Annotated in this window: 11 protein-coding genes; 6 read left to right on the forward strand and 5 right to left on the reverse strand. The window is 66.7% G+C overall.

All coding sequences use genetic code 11. From position 1 onward, the window contains the following. Window positions 1-1613 (reverse strand): HAMP domain-containing protein (locus VMD91_00005; GenBank protein HTW82433.1); only part of this gene is annotated, 1613 nt, incomplete at its 3' end. A 282-nt stretch (window positions 1614-1895) separates the two neighbouring features. Here VMD91_00005 and VMD91_00010 point away from each other — a divergent pair. The 4 genes from VMD91_00010 (at window position 1896) to rpoB (ending at window position 8551) form a co-directional block, all read left to right on the forward strand. Beyond that, window positions 1896-3371: a SpoIIE family protein phosphatase gene (locus VMD91_00010; GenBank protein ID HTW82434.1), complete on the forward strand. Its 1476-nt coding sequence runs from the start codon at window positions 1896-1898 to the stop codon at window positions 3369-3371. 64 nt (window positions 3372-3435) lie between these two features. Beyond that, on the forward strand, window positions 3436-4116 hold the full coding sequence (locus VMD91_00015) for a Crp/Fnr family transcriptional regulator (protein HTW82435.1): 681 nt from the start codon (window positions 3436-3438) through the stop codon (window positions 4114-4116). A 97-nt stretch (window positions 4117-4213) separates the two neighbouring features. Then, window positions 4214-4420: a hypothetical protein gene (locus VMD91_00020; GenBank protein ID HTW82436.1), complete on the forward strand. Its 207-nt coding sequence runs from the start codon at window positions 4214-4216 to the stop codon at window positions 4418-4420. 219 nt (window positions 4421-4639) lie between these two features. Next, window positions 4640-8551: a DNA-directed RNA polymerase subunit beta gene (gene rpoB / locus VMD91_00025; GenBank protein ID HTW82437.1), complete on the forward strand. Its 3912-nt coding sequence runs from the start codon at window positions 4640-4642 to the stop codon at window positions 8549-8551. Between the two features lie 359 nt (window positions 8552-8910). Here the strand turns inward: rpoB and VMD91_00030 are convergent, their stop codons facing one another. From VMD91_00030 to VMD91_00045, 4 genes are all read right to left on the reverse strand, one after another. Further along, entirely contained in the window at window positions 8911-9879 is a 969-nt protein-coding gene (locus VMD91_00030; protein ID HTW82438.1) for an HD-GYP domain-containing protein, read from the reverse strand. A 174-nt stretch (window positions 9880-10053) separates the two neighbouring features. Next, the gene (locus VMD91_00035; protein ID HTW82439.1) at window positions 10054-12651 is read right to left on the reverse strand and encodes a LuxR C-terminal-related transcriptional regulator; all 2598 of its coding nucleotides are present in this window, start codon (window positions 12649-12651) and stop codon (window positions 10054-10056) included. 125 nt (window positions 12652-12776) lie between these two features. Then, window positions 12777-13250 (reverse strand): hypothetical protein, encoded by a 474-nt coding sequence (locus VMD91_00040; GenBank protein ID HTW82440.1) that lies wholly within the window; start codon window positions 13248-13250, stop codon window positions 12777-12779. 187 nt (window positions 13251-13437) lie between these two features. After that, window positions 13438-13608, reverse strand: coding sequence for a hypothetical protein (locus VMD91_00045; protein ID HTW82441.1), 171 nt, complete (start codon window positions 13606-13608; stop codon window positions 13438-13440). 220 nt (window positions 13609-13828) lie between these two features. On the opposite strand from VMD91_00045, the gene VMD91_00050 reads away from it, so the two are divergent. Continuing rightward, on the forward strand, window positions 13829-16465 hold the full coding sequence (locus tag VMD91_00050; GenBank protein HTW82442.1) for a M1 family metallopeptidase: 2637 nt from the start codon (window positions 13829-13831) through the stop codon (window positions 16463-16465). A 58-nt stretch (window positions 16466-16523) separates the two neighbouring features. Beyond that, on the forward strand, window positions 16524-17129 hold a 606-nt coding region (locus VMD91_00055), incomplete at its 3' end, for an alpha-ketoglutarate-dependent dioxygenase AlkB (protein HTW82443.1).

A 17129-nucleotide genomic window follows, 5' to 3' on the forward strand; every position in this document is an offset into this window, starting at 1 on the left:
TGGAGGATTTCGCCGCGGACGTCCACGGTGATCTTCTTGGAGAGGTCGCCGTTGGCCACCGCGATCGTCACCTCGGCGATGTTTCGCACCTGCCCGGTGAGGTTGGACGCCATGAAGTTGACGTTGTCGGTGAGGTCCTTCCACGTGCCGGCGACGCCTTCGACTTGCGCCTGGCCGCCGAGCCGGCCTTCGGTGCCGACCTCGCGCGCGACGCGCGTCACCTCGCCGGCGAACGCGTTGAGCTGGTCGACCATCGTGTTCACGGTCGTCTTCAGCTCGGCGACCTCGCCGCGCACGGTGACGGTGATCTTCTTCGAGAGGTCGCCGTTCGCGACGGCGGTCGTGACGTCGGCGATGTTGCGGACCTGCGAGGTCAGGTTCGACGCCATGAAGTTGACGTTGTCGGTGAGGTCCTTCCACGTCCCGGCGACGCCTTGGACGTAGGCCTGGCCGCCGAGCTTCCCTTCGGAGCCGACCTCGCGCGCGACGCGCGTGACTTCGCTGGCGAAGGCGTTGAGCTGGTCGACCATCGTGTTGACGGTGCTCTTCAGCTCGGCCATCTCGCCGCGCACGTCGACGGTGATCTTCTTCGAAAGGTCGCCCTTGGCGACGGCGGTCGTGACCTCGGCGATGTTGCGGACCTGCGAGGTCAGGTTGCCAGCCATCGAGTTGACGGAGTCCGTCAAGTCCTTCCAGGTACCGGCGACGCCACGGACGTCGGCCTGCCCGCCGAGCCGGCCTTCGGAGCCGACCTCGCGCGCGACGCGGGTGACCTCGGCGGCGAACGTGTTCAGCTGGTCGACCATCGTGTTGATGGTCTCTTTCAGCTGCAGGATCTCGCCGCGCGCTTCGACGGTGATCTTCTTCGAGAGGTTGCCGTTGGCGACGGCGGTCGTGACGTCGGCGATGTTGCGGATCTGGTTGGTCAGCGTACCGGCCATCGAGTTGACCGAGTCGGTGAGGTCCTTCCAGGTGCCGGCGACGCCGCGGACGTGCGCCTGACCACCGAGGATGCCTTCGGAGCCGACTTCGCGCGCGACGCGCGTCACCTCGCCGGCGAACGCGTTGAGCTGGTCGACCATCGCGTTGATGGTGCGCGCGCTGCGCAGGAACTCGCCCTTGAGCGGCCGGCCGTCGGCTTCGAGCGCCATCTGCTGCGAGAGGTCGCCGCGCGCGACGGCGCCGAGCACGCGGTTCGTCTCGGCGATCGGATGGGTGAGGTCGTCGATGAGCCGGTTGAGGGCGAACAGCTTCTCGCCGTAGCCGCCCGGCGCGAACAGCTCGGCCCGCTGACCGAGGCGGCCGTCGTAGCCGACGACCGTCGAGATGCGTTGCATCTCGCGCAGCACCCGTGCGTTCGTGCCGACCATCTCGTTGAACGCCTCGGCGATGTCGCCGTCGACGCCGTGCCACGCCGTCGGCAGCTTGACGGAGAAGTCCCCGCGGGCGACTGCCCGCAGCGCCGTCAGCAGCGCACGTTTGGTCTGGGTCGCTTTGTCGTCTCGCGCCACACCGTTGCCCTGGTGCGCCGGCGCGGTGCCGTTGGTGGTGGGTGACGTGGTTTTGGGCTTGCCGTTGGCTTTCGGCTTGCCCTGGGCGACCGCAGACGCCATTCGCGAACTCCTCTGGTGGCGACCCGTACATGCGCGAAACCGACGGCGCAGGTTCGCGCCGCCGGCGCCGGGTGCGCGGGACGACTTGTACGAGCAAGCTACCCTTCGGTGCGCGTCCCGAAACGCAAACGGGGAAACGGGGTAGCGGCGGGGCCCCGTTTCGCACAATGTCCGTCCGCAACCTTATACCGGGCGGTCGGCCGCGACGAATGAATGGTCACGTTTAGGTACGAGCAACCAAGGGTAACGCAGCGGCCAAAGGGGGGTCCCTGAACTGCTACCATGGATGAGGCGGTGACGGCGATCGACGAGCGGGCAATCGCTGCGTCGATGCGACTGTTGGCAGCGGCGAGTCGAGAACTTGCGGCCTCGCTGGACGCCACCGAGACGATCGCCTCGGTGGGCCGGCTGGTCGTCCCCGAATTCGCCGACGGCTTCTCCGTCGAGCTCGACGAGGGCGAGATCCGGACCTCGATCGGCCGGCGCGGCGTGCTGACGGAAGATACCCGTTCGGTGCCCCTGGTGGCGCACGGCCGCGCCTTGGGCTACCTGCGGGTCGCCCCACGACGCGGGGTCGCCGATCCCTCGCTCTGGGATCAGCTCGCCTTGCGCATCGCGGTTTCCGTCGACGCCGAGCAGGTCTATGCGCGGGAGCATCACGTCGCCGACACCCTGCAACGCGCGCTCTTGCCGGAGCGCCTGCCGGTGGACGAGCGGTTCGTCTTCGACGCGGCCTACCGCCCCGGCGCGGAGGAAGCGATCGTCGGCGGCGACTGGTACGACGCCTTTCGCCTGCCGGACGGGCGCATCGCGTTCTCGATCGGTGACGTCGCCGGGCACGGCTTGCGCGCGGCGATCGTGATGGGCGAGGTGCGCCAAGCGTTTCGCGCCGCCGCGCTCAACCCGAACTCGCCCTCGCTGGTGCTCGAGCGAGCCAACACGATCGTCAACATGCGGCCCAACCCGGTGATGGTGACCGCACTGTTCGGCATCATCGATCCGACCGACGGAACGCTGACGTACGCGGCGGCCGGCCACCCCGCGCCGATCCTGGCGCTGCCGGCCGGCAGCGTGCAAACACTGCCGAAAGACGGTCTGCCGCTGGGCATCGTCGACCGCGTCGAAGCCAGCGATTGGACGTTCACGATTCCGCCCGGCGCGTTGCTCGCGCTCTACACCGACGGGCTGGTCGAGTACAGCCGCGACGTGGTCGAAGGCGAACGACGCGTGCTCGACGGCGTGCGCGCATCGGTGATCGAAGGCGACGCCGAACCCGCCGCCGCATTGCAGCGGCGCGTCTTCGCCGGCAGCGCGAACACCGACGACGTCGCGACGCTGACGGTCAGCGCGGCCGACCGTGAGAACGGATCGTTCACGTTCGCGTTCACCGCGGTACCGATGGCGGTGCCGATCGTGCGGCGCTCGCTGGCGCGCTACCTCGAACGGCTCGGCGTCGACGGCGAACGCACCTTCTCGATCCTCTCGGCGACCGGTGAAGCCCTGGCGAACGCCGTCGAGCACGCTTACGTCAGCGGCGCGCCCGGGTTGGTGCACGTGCGTGCCGAGCTGCAAGGCCAGACGCTGGTGGTCATGGTCGAAGACGAGGGCAGCTGGAAGCCCGCGCAGCGGCGCGAAGAGCGCGGCCGTGGGCTGCCGCTCATGCGCGCGCTCGTGAACGCCGTCGAGATCCGTACGCATCACGGGCGGACCGAGGTGCGGCTTTCCATGCGGCTGGCCGGCGGCCAGCTTCACGCCTGACCTTTAGCACAGGCGGGTACAGACGAGGGGTATGCTCGTAGGAACCGCCGAGAAGAACCGATTCATGAACGCGCTCTCGCCGAGCACCCGCTCGCTGCTGGAGTCGCGAATGACGGCGCACGGCGGTGGGATCGGCGACGTGTTGCAGGCGGCGGGCCAGAACATCGACGCGATCTGGTTTCCCCTTTCCGGCATCGTCTCGACGCTGCGCCCGCTCGAGAACGACACCAGCGTCGAGGTCGACGCCGCGGGCTCGGAAGGTTTCGTTGGCATCGAGCTGACGCTGGGCGATCGCCGCTCTTGCGATACGTGGCTCGTGCAGTCGCCGGGTCGTTTCGCGCGTTTGGACGCGCAGGTCTTCCTCGAGGTCTTCGAGCGCGATGCCACGTTGCGCGACGTCGCCCGCCGCTACGTCTCCGCGGTGCTGTGCGTGCGTGGCCAGTGGGTCGCGTGCAACGCCCGTCACACCATCGAGCAACGGCTGGCGAAGTGGCTGTTGGCGACCCGTGACCGCGTGGGCGAGGAGATCCAGATCACCCAGGACGTGGTGGCCATGATGCTGGGCGTGCGCCGCGCCAGCGTCGTCACCGTGCTGGGGCGCATGGTGGCCGACGGGCTGGTGGCTCACGGCTACGCGCGGATGCGGATCCTGGACGACGTGCGGCTGGAAAGCGTCGCTTGCCCCTGCTACGGCCGGGCGGCCGGCTTGTTGCGCAACGCCTTCGTCGCCAATGGAGCGGCCTAAGGGTTTTTCGGCCTGCCGGGTCGGGTACATGCCAAGCGTGGGTTCGTTCGGAACCCGGGCGCCCGTACGCGCCGATCGGTACGGAAGGAGAGGGATCATGGACAACTTGGTGCTCTGCCCCTGCGGGCATGCGCTGGCGCGGCATGATTTCGACGGGTGCGCCGGCGACCGGCTGCGCCGTTGCTCCTGCCCCCGCGACCGCCACACCGCGCTCGAATCGGCCGTCGAGCTGGCCCGCAACGGCGGGGCTCCTCCGGTCGTGCGCTTCCCTGCTCCGCGCAGCCGGGGGACCGACGCGGCCTAGCCGGCCGCGCCACGCCCGACGAGGCGACCCCACGGACGCGCGGACCCTTGACCGCGCTGGACAGGAAGTGGTACGATACCGCCCTATGCCTCTCGGCGGATAGCGGCATAACAGGTGAGCGAGGTCCCCTCACTCCGGTGGGGTGGCCCTTGCCTTTTTGGCGTGCCCGCCGACCGGCGCGAACGCGTGTAACTACGCAGGAAGAACCCTCAGAGCAGAATGGCGACGAAGACGACCGCGGACAAGCCCAAGACGACGCGCAGCCGTAAGAAGACCGATGGTGCGGCTCCGGCCGCGCCCAACGGCTCGACTGCGGTCAAGCAAGAGAATATCGCGAGCGCGAGCTTCCACGTTCCCGAGGAGGCGTTCACCGTCGAGCTCCCGGAGGATCCGGGAGCCAAGCGGCCGCGCCACTCGTTTGCGAAGATCGCCGACGTCCTGCAGCTCCCGGACCTGATCGAGCTGCAGAAAGCTTCCTTTAAGTGGTTCGTCAACGACGGATTGAAGGAAGCGTTCGAGTCGATCTCGCCCATCAAGGATTTCACCGGCAACCTGGTGCTCGAGTTCGGTGAGCACTCGCTCGGCGAGCCGAAGTACTCGGTCGAGGAGTGTCGCGAGCGCGACATGACCTACTCGGCGCCGCTGCGCGTTCGGGTCCGCCTCATCACGGCCGAGTCCGGCGAGATCAAGGGTATCCCGGACCAAGAGATCTTCATGGGCGACTTCCCGCTCATGACGGACAAGGGCACCTTCATGATCAACGGCGCCGAACGCGTGATCGTGAGCCAGCTCGTCCGCTCGCCGGGCGTGTACTTCCTCCAGGACGTCGACACCAACAACCGCCCGACGTTCAACGCGACGATCATCCCCAACCGCGGTGCTTGGATCGAGTTCGAAACCGACAACGGCACGAAGAACGACGAGACCGAGGGGACGATCGGCGTCCGCATCGACAAGAACCGCAAGATCTACGCGACGACGTTCGTGCGCGCGCTCTCGCGCCCCGACCTCGGCTTCAACTGGGAGTCGGACGACGCGATTCTGGCGCTGTTCGACAACTCGCCGCTGATCGCGAACTGCTTGGAGAAAGACAAGGACGTCAAGACCAAGGAAGACGCGCTCAAGGAAATCTACAAGAAGCTGCGCCCCGGCGAGCCCGAGAACGCGGAGAACGCCGAGAAGCTGCTCGAGTCGCTGTTCTTCGACGAGAAGCGCTACGATCTCGCCGGCGTCGGCCGCTACAAGCTCAGCGGGAAGCTCGAGCGCGAGTACGGTGCGGCCGGGCTGCGCATTCCGCCGATCGACAAGAAGGCGCTCACGCGCGAAGACATGATCGCGGTGCTGCGCCGCCTGATCAAGGTCGCCACGCGCCAGATCAACAAGGACGACATCGACCACCTCGGCAACCGGCGCATCCGCTCGGTCGGCGAGCTGTTGCAGAACCAGTTCCGCGTCGGTCTGTTGCGCCTCGAGCGCGTCGTGCGCGAGCGCATGACGGTTCAGGACATCGAGACGGTCACCCCGCAGGCGCTGATCAACATCCGTCCGGTCGTCGCCGCGATCAAGGAGTTCTTCGGCTCCTCGCAGCTCTCGCAGTTCATGGACCAGACCAACTCGCTGGCCGAGCTGACGCACAAGCGTCGCCTCTCGGCCCTCGGGCCGGGCGGTCTCTCGCGTGAGCGCGCGGGCTTCGAAGTCCGCGACGTCCACCACTCGCACTACGGTCGCATCTGCCCGATCGAGACGCCGGAAGGCCCGAACATCGGTCTGATCGGTTCGCTCGCGACGTTCGCGCGCGTCAACCGCTACGGCTTCATCGAGACGCCGTACCGCGTCGTGAGCGACGGCGTGGTCAGCACCGAGCTGCGCTACTTCACGGCCGACCGTGAAGACGAGTACATCATCGCGCAAGCGAACACCGAGATCGACGCCAACGGCAAGATCACCGCGCCGTCCGTCGTCGCGCGCTTCGCCGAAGAGTACGTCGAAGAGCCGCCGAACCGCGTGCAGCTGATGGACGTCTCGCCCAAGCAGATCGTCTCGGTCGCGACGGCGCTGATCCCGTTCCTCGAGCACGACGACGCCAACCGCGCGCTGATGGGCGCGAACATGCAGCGCCAAGCCGTGCCGCTGCTCCGCCCGCAGGCGCCGATCGTCGGTACCGGGATGGAGTACCGCGCGGCCAAGGACTCCGGCGGTTGCGTGCTCACGCGCGCCAACGGCGAGGTCACGCAGGCCGACGCGCACCAGATCGTCGTCAAGCACGACGACGACGGGCTCGAGCACACCTACGACCTGCTCAAGTTCACCCGCTCGAACGCGGGCACGTGCATCAACCAGCGTCCGATCGTCGCGGTCGGCGACCGCGTCGTGCGCGGCCAGATCCTGGCCGACGGACCGTCGTCCGATGAGGGCGAGCTCGCGCTGGGTCAGAACGTGATGGTCGCGTTCATGCCGTGGGAAGGCTACAACTACGAGGACGCGATCCTCATCTCCGAGCGGATGGTCAAGGACGACCGCTTCACCTCGATCCACATCGAGGAGTACGAGTGCGAAGCCCGCGACACGAAGCTCGGGCCCGAAGAGATCACGCGCGACATTCCGAACGTCGGTGAGGATTCGCTCAAGGATCTCGACGAGAACGGCATCATCCGCATCGGTGCCGAGGTTCGTCCGGAAGACATCCTGGTCGGCAAGGTCACGCCCAAGGGCGAGACCGAGCTGACGGCCGAGGAGCGCCTGCTGCGCGCCATCTTCGGCGAGAAGTCGCGTGAAGTGCGCGACACCTCGCTGAAAGTGCCGCACGGCGAGAAGGGCAAGATCATCGACGTCAAGCGCTTTTCGCGCGAGAACGGCGACGAGCTCAGCCCGGGCGTCAACCACCTGGTGCGCGTCTACGTCGCGCAGAAGCGTAAGATTCTGCAGGGCGACAAGATGGCCGGCCGTCACGGCAACAAGGGCGTCATCGCCAAGGTGCTGCCGGAAGAGGACATGCCGTACCTCGAGGACGGCACCCCCGTCGACATCGTGCTCAACCCGCTGGGCGTGCCCTCGCGCATGAACCTCGGGCAGATCATGGAAACGCACCTGGGCTGGGCCGCCGCGATGCTGGGCTTCCACATCGCGACGCCGGTCTTCGACGGTGCGCACGCCGAGGACATCAGCGAATGGCTGCAGGACGCGGGTCTCCCCGCCGACGGCAAGACGTGGCTGCGAGACGGCCGTTCGGGCGAACGCTTCGGACGCCCGATCACCGTCGGCTACATCTACATGCTCAAGCTGGCTCACCTCGTGGATGACAAGATCCACGCGCGCTCGACTGGTCCGTACTCGATGATCACGCAGCAGCCGCTGGGTGGTAAGGCGCAGTTCGGCGGCCAGCGCTTCGGCGAAATGGAAGTCTGGGCGCTCGAAGCCTACGGCGCGGCGTACACGCTCCAAGAGCTCTTGACGGTCAAGTCCGACGACGTCGTCGGTCGCGTCAAGACGTACGAAGCGATCGTCAAGGGTGAGAACGTGCTCGAACCCGGCGTGCCGGAGTCGTTCAAGGTTCTCATCAAGGAGCTCCAGTCGCTGGCGCTCGACGTCAAGGTCCTCACCGAGCAGCGCGAGGAAGTCGAAATCCGCATCCAGGACGACGACATGGCCGAGCGCGCTCAGGAGATCGGCCTGCTGATGGGCGACGAGGATCCGCGTCTCTCGCAAACCGCGCTCGCCGAGCGCGAAGCGGAACGCGATCGTCTCGCGCAAGCGATTCCGATCGCTCCGTCCGCCGACGAAGAGGGCGAAGAGGGTGGCGAGGCCGCCGGCGCCGTCGAGGTCGAGGAGCCGGAGGAAGAAGAGGAAGAGCTCGACGATTCGGCTCCGCTCGTTTCGCCGACGCCCGCGCGTGGCGGGCGTGCGCCCGACGACGACATCCTCCCCGCCAGTCCGCTGGGCGGCCTGCGTGCGACGATGACCGACGACGGCGAGATCGTCGTCGACGAGGTCGCCGAAGACGAAGCCCCGCCGACGGCCGAGGAAGAGGAAGAAGACGAGGGCTACACCCTCGAGGAAGAAGACGAAGACTACGCCGAGGCCGAGGAAGAAGACGAAGGTCCCCTCGCGCACTCCACCGACGACGACTACTGATCCCCAGTCCGTCAACGAAAAACAGCCCGAGCAAACGCGCTCGGGCTGTTTTCTTTCTCACACCACCCCGAACCCAAATGCTCCCCGCCACACAAACCACGCCAACAACTCCCGGCCTATTTCGCCCCGCGACCACGCTGCCCGGACGAGGTGCGAGGACGCCTCGCGGGGCCTCGCGCAGCGGCGTGAGCCCGGAGGGCGGAAGCCGCGGAGCGCCGGAGCGACCAGAGCGCAGGATGCGCGTCGGGAGCGTCCCCGCGAGGCGTCCTCGCACCTCGTCCTGCCACCCCAGCGGACAAACGAAAAAGAGCCGCGCCCACACCCGGACACGACTCCCTTCGGCCCACACCCAGTTGGGGCTACCCCCGCGCCGCTTCCCGTCTCCCGCGCGTCCGCGGCGCTTCCAACATCTCGATCATCGCGTCGACCACGCTCGCATCCCATTGGGTGCCGCGGCCTTCGCGGAGGATGGCCATCGCTTCGCGCTGGCCGATGGCGGGCCGGTAGGGCCGCGCCGAAATCATGGCGTGGAAGGCGTCGGCGACGGCGACCACGCGTGCTTCGAAGGGGATCTCTTCGCCCTTGAGGCCGTACGGATAGCCGCGGCCGTCCCAGCGTTCGTGGTGCGCGCGGACGATCGGCGCATACGGCGCCAGTGCCGGCAGCTCGCTGAGGATCTGCGCGCCGAACTCGGCGTGGCGCTGCATGACCTTCCACTCGTCCGGGGTCAACGTCGAGGGCTTGAAAAGGATGTCGTCGGGCGTGCCGATCTTGCCGATGTCGTGCAAGATGCCCGCCTTGACGATGAAGTCGGACGCGCTCGCCGAGAGATTGAGCTGCTCGGCCAGGCGGCGGCACCAGGCGCCGGTCGCGTGCGAGTGGGCGCAGGTCGCCTCGTCGCGAGCTTTCAGCATCGCGAGCACGCCGTCGAGGACCTGACCGGTCGTCCGGGTCGGGTCGTCAAAGCGCGCGCCGGGCGCGAGCGGGAAGGCGTCGGTGACGTTGGCCTTCACGATCTCGAGGAAAACCAGCAGCGCCGAGAAGTCCAGGTGCAGGGGCTCGCCGATCTCGGCGGCGGATTCGGTCGCCGCTAGGACGAGCTCATGGATGGTGGAGACGGGGTAGGCGCCCCGGGCCATGCGGGCCCAGGCGACGACGGGTTCGGGGCTCGAGGTCTCGATCGCCTGGCCCACCGCGGAGACCAGGGAGCGGACGATCAGCGCCGATGCTTGGCCGGTCGGACGCGGAGGCAACCTGTCGAGGATCGCATGGGCGATCGTCGATCGGGTTTCCACGAGGTACCGCGCGAGCGCGGTCCGGCCGTCCATGGAGAGGCCTTTAGTTCCCGATCGGAAGCGTCGTGCCACAGACGACGACGACGAGTGCAACAGCGACGGCAGCGGTAAGCACGTAGGCTCCTTAGCGAGGGTGAGGGGGTACCCCAACGCTATCAATATCAAGAGCCGCTCCACACTCGTCCGAAAGGACGAGACCGTTTCGTCTTAGACGAGCCCCAATCGGCGGGCGGCGGCGACCGCCTCGCCCCTGCTCTCGCAGCCAAGCTTCCTGAGAATCGAGGAAACGTGGGTGCGGACCGTGTTGATGGCCCGGCGCTGGTCGTCAGCGATTGCCTTGTTCGAGAGCCCTCGCGCCATCGAGAGAAGGACCTGGAGCTCGACGGCCGTCAGGTCACCCCTGAACTCAGTGGCCGGCTCGAGGCGAGCTTGGAGGACCTCCAGCAGTCGGCCGAGACCGGCGACCCCGTCGAGGCGCATCGTTCGGACCGCGTCGGCAAGCTGCTCCGGTGCGCGGTTCAGCAGGGCGGAAATGCCAGGGTCCAGGCCGGCCATGCTCTTGGAGAGAGGAGAGGCATTACGCAAGAGGCGCTGCGCGACGGAGTTACGGCCGAGCGCGATGTTGCCGAGAATCGCGAACCGTTCGGCGAGCGAGTTGAAGTGTTGGAAAATTGGGCCGGTGTCGTCGCCTGTCTCCACGGCCTGCTCGTATGATTCCAGCGCGCCCAGCGCCGCTTGCCGATCTTCGCCACAGGCGGCCGCGATCGAAAGCAACCCGCTACGCAAGCGTTCTTGGAACACGCCGAGCTCTTTGCGCGCGACTGTACCAAGAATGCTTTGCGCTTCAGTAAACTGTTGTTGGCCGATGGAGACGAGCGCCTTGGCTAGCGCGAAGGACGAGATCGCGAGCGGTCCTCGGTACGACAAGCTGGCGAGTTGCCGGTCGAGTTCCGCCACGCGTGACTCGTTGCCTCGCTGTGCTTCGACTAGCATCAGGTCGCGCAGGCCGATCGTCTGCAGCTGGGGATCTCCAGCCTTTTCCCCGTTACTCACGACCTGCGAGGAGTACCACGCGGCCGACGGGAGTCGGCCCATGAAGGCGTGCGAAGCGCTGACCGTCACATTGAGGCGCGCAGCGAGCTGGAAGATACCCGCTTCAGTCGCCAATCGAATTCCTTCGCGAGTGAAGCGCTCAAGCGCACCCTCATCGCGTGCAAAAAAGGCGACCGTCGCTGCTCGTCCGTACGTACGAGCGCGCGTGACGTCGTCCGCGAAATCTGCGAGCGCGAGAGCATCCTCTAAGTACCGGCTTGCAGCCGGGAGATCGCCTGCGAGAGCCTTCACCTGTGCGAGCGAGCCTGCGATGTTTGCGCGATCGGCGTCGGAGAGGTCCGCCCGACTAACGAGCGCTTCGAGCCGTGGCACCGCCTCGAAGCGGCCCTGCTGGTACATCACGACGCCGAAGCGCCATGCAACTTCGACTTGGAAGGCAAGATCCTCGCCGCTGCGATCAAGCGCTGATTCGTAGAGCTTTTCAGCGCTTTCGACTCGTCCGTGCGACTCCTCGATCGCGGCACGCACAGCTAGCACGCCGGGCGTGAGGGCAAGCGATCCGCGCAACATCCGGACCGCGCGCTCTGCGACGTCGTAATGGCCGCTTTCGAGGAGACGAAAGTTCGCGCTTGCAAGCACCCGTGCGACATCGTCCGTTGCGTGGACTTCTAGGTACCGCTCAAGGGCGGCGGCCGGAAGGTCTGCTTTCTCGAGGACGCGGCCGGCCGAGAGGATCGCTTCGCGCAGCGCGTCTTCCCCTTCTAGTTCGATCTGCCGGCGCACGAAGTCGCGAAAGAGGTCGTGGAGCTGGTACACGCCTGTATCGAGCACCGTGACGAAAGCGACGCGCTCGCGCAGCGTCTCGATGATCGAGGCAGCGTTGTTAAAACCGGCGGCCGTCGCGAGCCGGTTTTCCATGCGCGGCAGGAAGACGACCGTGCGTAAGAACGTACGCATACGGTCGTCGAGCGAGTGCCAAACCTGCTCGGCCAAATACCGATATACCATCTCGCGGGTGCCGGCCGAAACCGTGCGTAGGTCGCTGGCGCGAACGGAGACGCGCAGTGCAAAAGTAAGCGCGGTCGGCCAACCGTCGACCAGATCGATGATCGCGGCCAGTTCTTCGTCGCGGACGGCTACTCGCGACGTGCGAGCGCTTTCGCGCGCTTCGTCGACCGTGAACCGAAGGTCGACGGCGTCGATCATAAGGTCGGAGTCACCGTAGGCGAGCCACGATGCAACCGGGAGCTCGAGCGGGCTTCGCGACGAGAGCAGCCACCGTGGGCCGTCGCGCGTTCGGTCGATGAGGACGGACAGGAACCGGGAGACTTCGCGATCGCCTTCGCCGACGTGCAGATCGTCGAGCGCGATGAGGGTATTCAGTGAGCGTACGTGCGTGGCTGCCCACGCGCCGAGGTCCCGGCCTGGGGTCTCGGACTCGCGCGCCCCGTCCAGCGCGGTCGCCAGTGAGCGGCGGAGTCCGGGGGCGATGTCTGCCAGCGCCTCCGCGAAACCGCGGACGAATGGGACCAGGGTCGTGGCGTCGGGGGGGACGTCATAGACGACCGAGGAGGGAACGGTCGCTAGGAACTGCCGCAGAGCAACCGACTTCCCGAAGCCGGCCGGGGCGATGATCGTGGTGATCCGATATTGGGCCGCGGTCGCAAGGCGCTCGAGAACGCGTGGGCGATCGATCGGACGGAAGACTCCGCCGACATTAGGACGACCGTCAGACGCTACACTCCGGATCACGACTGCTCTGCGAGGCTACTCCCAAATTGTGATCGGCACCTCGGTCTCGAGACAGGAGTACCGTTCAATTTTGTCCAGCTCTCGCCTGGCGGACCCGTACGCCAGGCCGGGCAGCTGGCCGGCGGTCAGACGCCGGCGCGATCGCGCGAGATCAGCCGGAGGAAGCGCCGGGGCGCGAAGGCGCTGTCGGCGTCCACCCGGCGGAAGGCCTCCTCGCGTATCTGGACGGCCAATTCCCGCCGCTGGCGCATTGCGGTCTCGAGCTCGCGGAAGGCGCGCTCGAACTCATCTCCTTCGAGTGCGGAGATCTGCCGCTTGAGGCGCTCGATGTCCTGACCGAGCTTCCCTTGCATCTCGACGCTGACGTCCCGCTCGACCTGTTGGATGCGGTTGAGGAGCTGATTCATCTCCTCGACCGTCGGCAGGCCGAAGGCGCCGCCGCGCACCGCCTCGCGCACCGTCCCGCCGGCAGCCGCGGCGGCCCGAGGCCGCGGCCGGTTCTCCTGACGTGGCGCGTCGAAATCGGGATAGAGTCGAATGATCGACTTGATGCGCTGGGGGCCCTTCGGCGATTGGAGGCCCTCGGCGATCCCCGCCATGATCAAACGCGACCGCAGCGCGGTGTCGTTGATGACGCGGAGATACTGTGAGTCGACGCCCAGCGGTCGACGGTTAGGTCCGAAGAAATCTTCGTCTCGCGCCAATGGAAGATTCTGGGCCTTCTCCCAAAGGGTGGCGCGAGCACCACGGGTGCCATTCATGTCGGGCGAACGGTTGCATCAAGATTTACGTGTTACCTGCGTCGTCTGCGTCACGCTCAACCGATTCCACGACAGTGATGAGTTGTTCACCCGCGACCAGACCGGTATCGTCCGCTGCCAAAACGGCGTCGCGCTCGTCGTCGATCGCTTCGCGCTTCGGGTCGTTGGTCGGTGAAGGAGTGCGCTCGCTGCTCATGACAGCCCTGTACCCGTTTGTGCATCGCCTGCTGTAGCTCGTTCACGTCTCGTTCGACGTTCGTCACCGTTGAGACGGCAGTTGTTACTAGCCACTCGTGCGCGGTGGACGGCCGCCGAGAAGCTCGCTTTTCTTGGTGGGCAGGTTGGTGAATTCATGCTGTCGGTAACCCCGGCGGCGGCGTAGGGAGCGGAACGGGACTCCCGGAAGGGCGGCGTCGATGAGAAAACTAGTTCTTGGCTTCGGCCTGCTCATGGCGGCGGGCGTTTGCGCGCCCGCGTTCGCCGACGCGCCGTTCAACTTCGATACTGCGCCGGGCCGGTTGCCGAAGGACGTCGTGCCGACGGACTACCAGGTCGCGATCGTGCCGCACATCGCCGCCAAGACGCTCAGTGGTCACGAGACGGTCACCCTACTGGTGCGAAAAGTGACCACCCGCATCGTCTTCAACACGCTCAACGAGACCCTGAGCGACGTGCGGCTGGACGGCACCCCCGTCGCCGCGGTCGACACCCAGAACGAGAAGCAACTCACGACGATCTCGCTGGCGCATCCGGCCACGGTCGGACGCCACACGCTCACGATGAGCTACACGGGAAAGCTGGAGACCGCGCCGCAAGGACTGTTCGTCCAACCCTACCGCACCCCGGCCGGCGCGAGCGGGACGATGCTTTCGACGCAGTTCGAGTCGACGGACGCGCGCCGCATGTTCCCGTGCTGGGACGAGCCGGCGTTTCGCTCGACCTTCACGCTGACGGCAACCGTGCCGGCCGCCTGGGCGGTCGTCTCCAACATGCCGGTGGCGACGCGCACCGTGCACGGCGCGACGGCGACGACGACGTTCGAACGCTCGCCGAAGATGCCGACGTACCTCGTCGAGTTCTCCGCCGGCGACCTGGCGCGCATCTCCGCGACCAGCGGTGGAACGAACTTCGGCGTGTGGGCGGTGCGCGGCCAAGAGCAGAGCGGAGCCTATGCGCTCGCCAATGCGCAGCAGATCCTCGCCGACTACAACGCCTACTTCGGCGTGAAGTACCCGCTGCCCAAGCTCGACTCGATCGCCGTTCCCGGCGGCTTCGAGGGCGCGATGGAGAACTGGGGCGCGATCACCTACAACGACCAGATCTTGCTGCTCCCGCCGAACTCGACGATGGGACGCCAGCAAGACGTGTTCTCGGTGCAGGCGCACGAGATGGCGCATCAGTGGAACGGCGACTTGGTGACGATGGGCTGGTGGGACGACCTCTGGCTCAACGAGAGCTTCGCGTCCTGGATGTCGGCGAAGGAGACCGACCTGCGCAATCCGACCTGGACCTGGTGGGAAGGGCAGGACGATGACAAGGAAGGTGCGATGGCGGCCGACGCGCGCAGCACCTCGCACGCGATCGAGCAGCACGTCACCGACGAGCTCCAGGCCGAAGCCGCGTTCGATCCGGAGATCACGTACAGCAAGGGCCAAGCGTTCCTGCGCATGCTGGAGGCGTATCTGGGCCCCGACACGTTCCGTGACGGCGTGCGCCGCTACATCAAGGCGCGCGCGTACTCGAATGCGACGAGCGCCGATCTGTGGAACGGCCTGAGCGCGGCGAGCGGCAAAGACGTGGCGAAGGTCGCAGCCGCGTGGACGACGCAGCCGGGTTTCCCGCTCGTCATGGTAGCGGCGAGCTGCGATGCGGCGGGGAACCGAACGATCACGCTCTCGCAGAAGCGCTTCCTACTGACCGGCAGCGATCCGGCCCACTTGCACTGGAGCGTTCCGATGGACGTTCGCTCCGGGAACGGCACGCCGGAGCAAGTGCTGCTCACGCAGGACGGGCAAACGGTCGCGGCGGGACGCTGCGACGAACCGCTGAGCGCGAATGCCGGCGACATCGGTTTCTACCGAGTGGCCTATGATGCGCAGACGCTGGCGGTGAATCAAAAGCACTTCGGGCAACTGCCGGACGCGGACAAGATCGCGATGCTCGACGATCAGTGGGCCTTGGTCCAGGCGAACCAGGCACCGCTCTCCTCGTACTTCGCGCTGGCGTCCTCGATGGGGACGGACTTCGATGCGCGAGCGTGGGAGCAGATCCTCAGTGCGATCGGTGTGATCGAGCGCGACGAGCGGGGGACAGCCGGCTACGACGCTTTCGTCGCCTACGCGCGCGGGCTGGTCATGCCGGTGTACAACACGCTCGGGTGGACGTCGCAGCCCGGCGAGACGCCCGCGAAAGGGCAGCTGCGGCGCGACGTGCTGCGCGCGCTCGGAAGCGTCGGTTATCAGCCCGTCGTCGACGAGGCTCGCAAGCGCTTCGCCGCCTTCGTCAAGGATCGCTCGGCGATCGATGCCGACGACCAGCAAATGATCTTGACGATCGTCGCGATCAACGCCGATCAAGCGACGTACGACCAGCTCGTCGCGGTTGCGAAGACGGCGCGCGAGCAGGCCGAGTTCCAGCGCTACTTCAGCCCGCTGTTCTTCGTCAAGGATCCCAAGCTGGCGCAGCAGTCGCTCCAACTTGTCATGTCGCCGGCCGTTCCGCCCCAGGCCGCCGCGTTCCGCATCCGGTTCATCGGCATGCTGTCCGAATACCACCCGGCCATGGCGTGGCAGTTCTTCACCACGCACTCGAGCGAGTTGCTCAGCTCGACGTCCGAGTTCGAGCGCATCCTGATTCTCGCACAATACGTCCCGCAGATGTTCTGGGATGCCGTGCCGCTCGATCAGATCGAGGCGTGGGTACGGGCACACGTCCCGGCGAGCACCTCCATCTATATCGCCCGCGGCATGGAGAGCGCGCGGTTCCAGTCCGATCTCAAAGCTCGGCTCGTCCCGGCGACCGATGCGTTCGTGAGCTCGACCAGCCGGAGCTGACCCGGTAGAAGGAAGGGATTCGGAGAGGAATCTCGAACGTATGTTCGAGATTCCTCTCATGTACGCTGTCCGCCAAATCCCCCTGTTCGCGTCGGCCGAGCTCCCGACAACCCTCGTCGGTGACCACGGCGACGTGACCTACGTTCCGGAGTTCCTCGACGCCTTGACCGCCGATGCGCTCGTGCGCGAGCTCAACGCCGACACGCTCTGGCGCGCCGACTCACGGATCATGTACGGCAAGCGCGTTCTGGTCCCGCGCGAGACCGCCGCGCGCGGCGAAGGAAAGCCGCAGCCCTGGACCCCGACGCTGCAAACGGTGCGCGAGCGGATCGAGGCGCACACCGGCACGACCTACGACTACGTGCACATCAACCGCTACCGCAACGGACACGACGCGGTCGCCTGGCACGGCGACCACGACGGCGAACGCGACGCGCGGCTGGTCGTGGCGTCGCTCTCGCTGGGCGCCATGCGCGCCTTCCAGTTGCGGCCGAAGAAGGACAGCGGGCTGCGGTACGATCCGATCACGGTCGAGGTCGCGCACGGCGATCTCATCGTGATGGCGGGCGATACGCAGCTCTATTGGGAACACCGCGTCCCGCGCGATTCGCGGGTGACCGGCGAACGCCTCAACCTGACGTTCCGACAGCACCGCGCGCGCGCC

Origin of the sequence: Candidatus Sulfotelmatobacter sp., from assembly GCA_035504415.1 — a bacterium.
Lineage (GTDB): Bacteria > Vulcanimicrobiota > Vulcanimicrobiia > Vulcanimicrobiales > Vulcanimicrobiaceae > Vulcanimicrobium.

Coding starts and splice junctions, on each gene's coding strand:
- VMD91_00015 (HTW82435.1), top strand. CDS start 3,436: ATGAACGCGCTCTCGCCGAGCACCCGCTCGCTGCTGGAGTCGCGAATG.
- VMD91_00040 (HTW82440.1), bottom strand. CDS start 13,250: ATGGCGGGGATCGCCGAGGGCCTCCAATCGCCGAAGGGCCCCCAGCGC.
- VMD91_00050 (HTW82442.1), top strand. CDS start 13,829: ATGAGAAAACTAGTTCTTGGCTTCGGCCTGCTCATGGCGGCGGGCGTT.
- VMD91_00020 (HTW82436.1), top strand. CDS start 4,214: ATGGACAACTTGGTGCTCTGCCCCTGCGGGCATGCGCTGGCGCGGCAT.
- rpoB (HTW82437.1), top strand. CDS start 4,640: ATGGCGACGAAGACGACCGCGGACAAGCCCAAGACGACGCGCAGCCGT.
- VMD91_00030 (HTW82438.1), bottom strand. CDS start 9,879: ATGGACGGCCGGACCGCGCTCGCGCGGTACCTCGTGGAAACCCGATCG.
- VMD91_00010 (HTW82434.1), top strand. CDS start 1,896: ATGGATGAGGCGGTGACGGCGATCGACGAGCGGGCAATCGCTGCGTCG.
- VMD91_00045 (HTW82441.1), bottom strand. CDS start 13,608: ATGAGCAGCGAGCGCACTCCTTCACCGACCAACGACCCGAAGCGCGAA.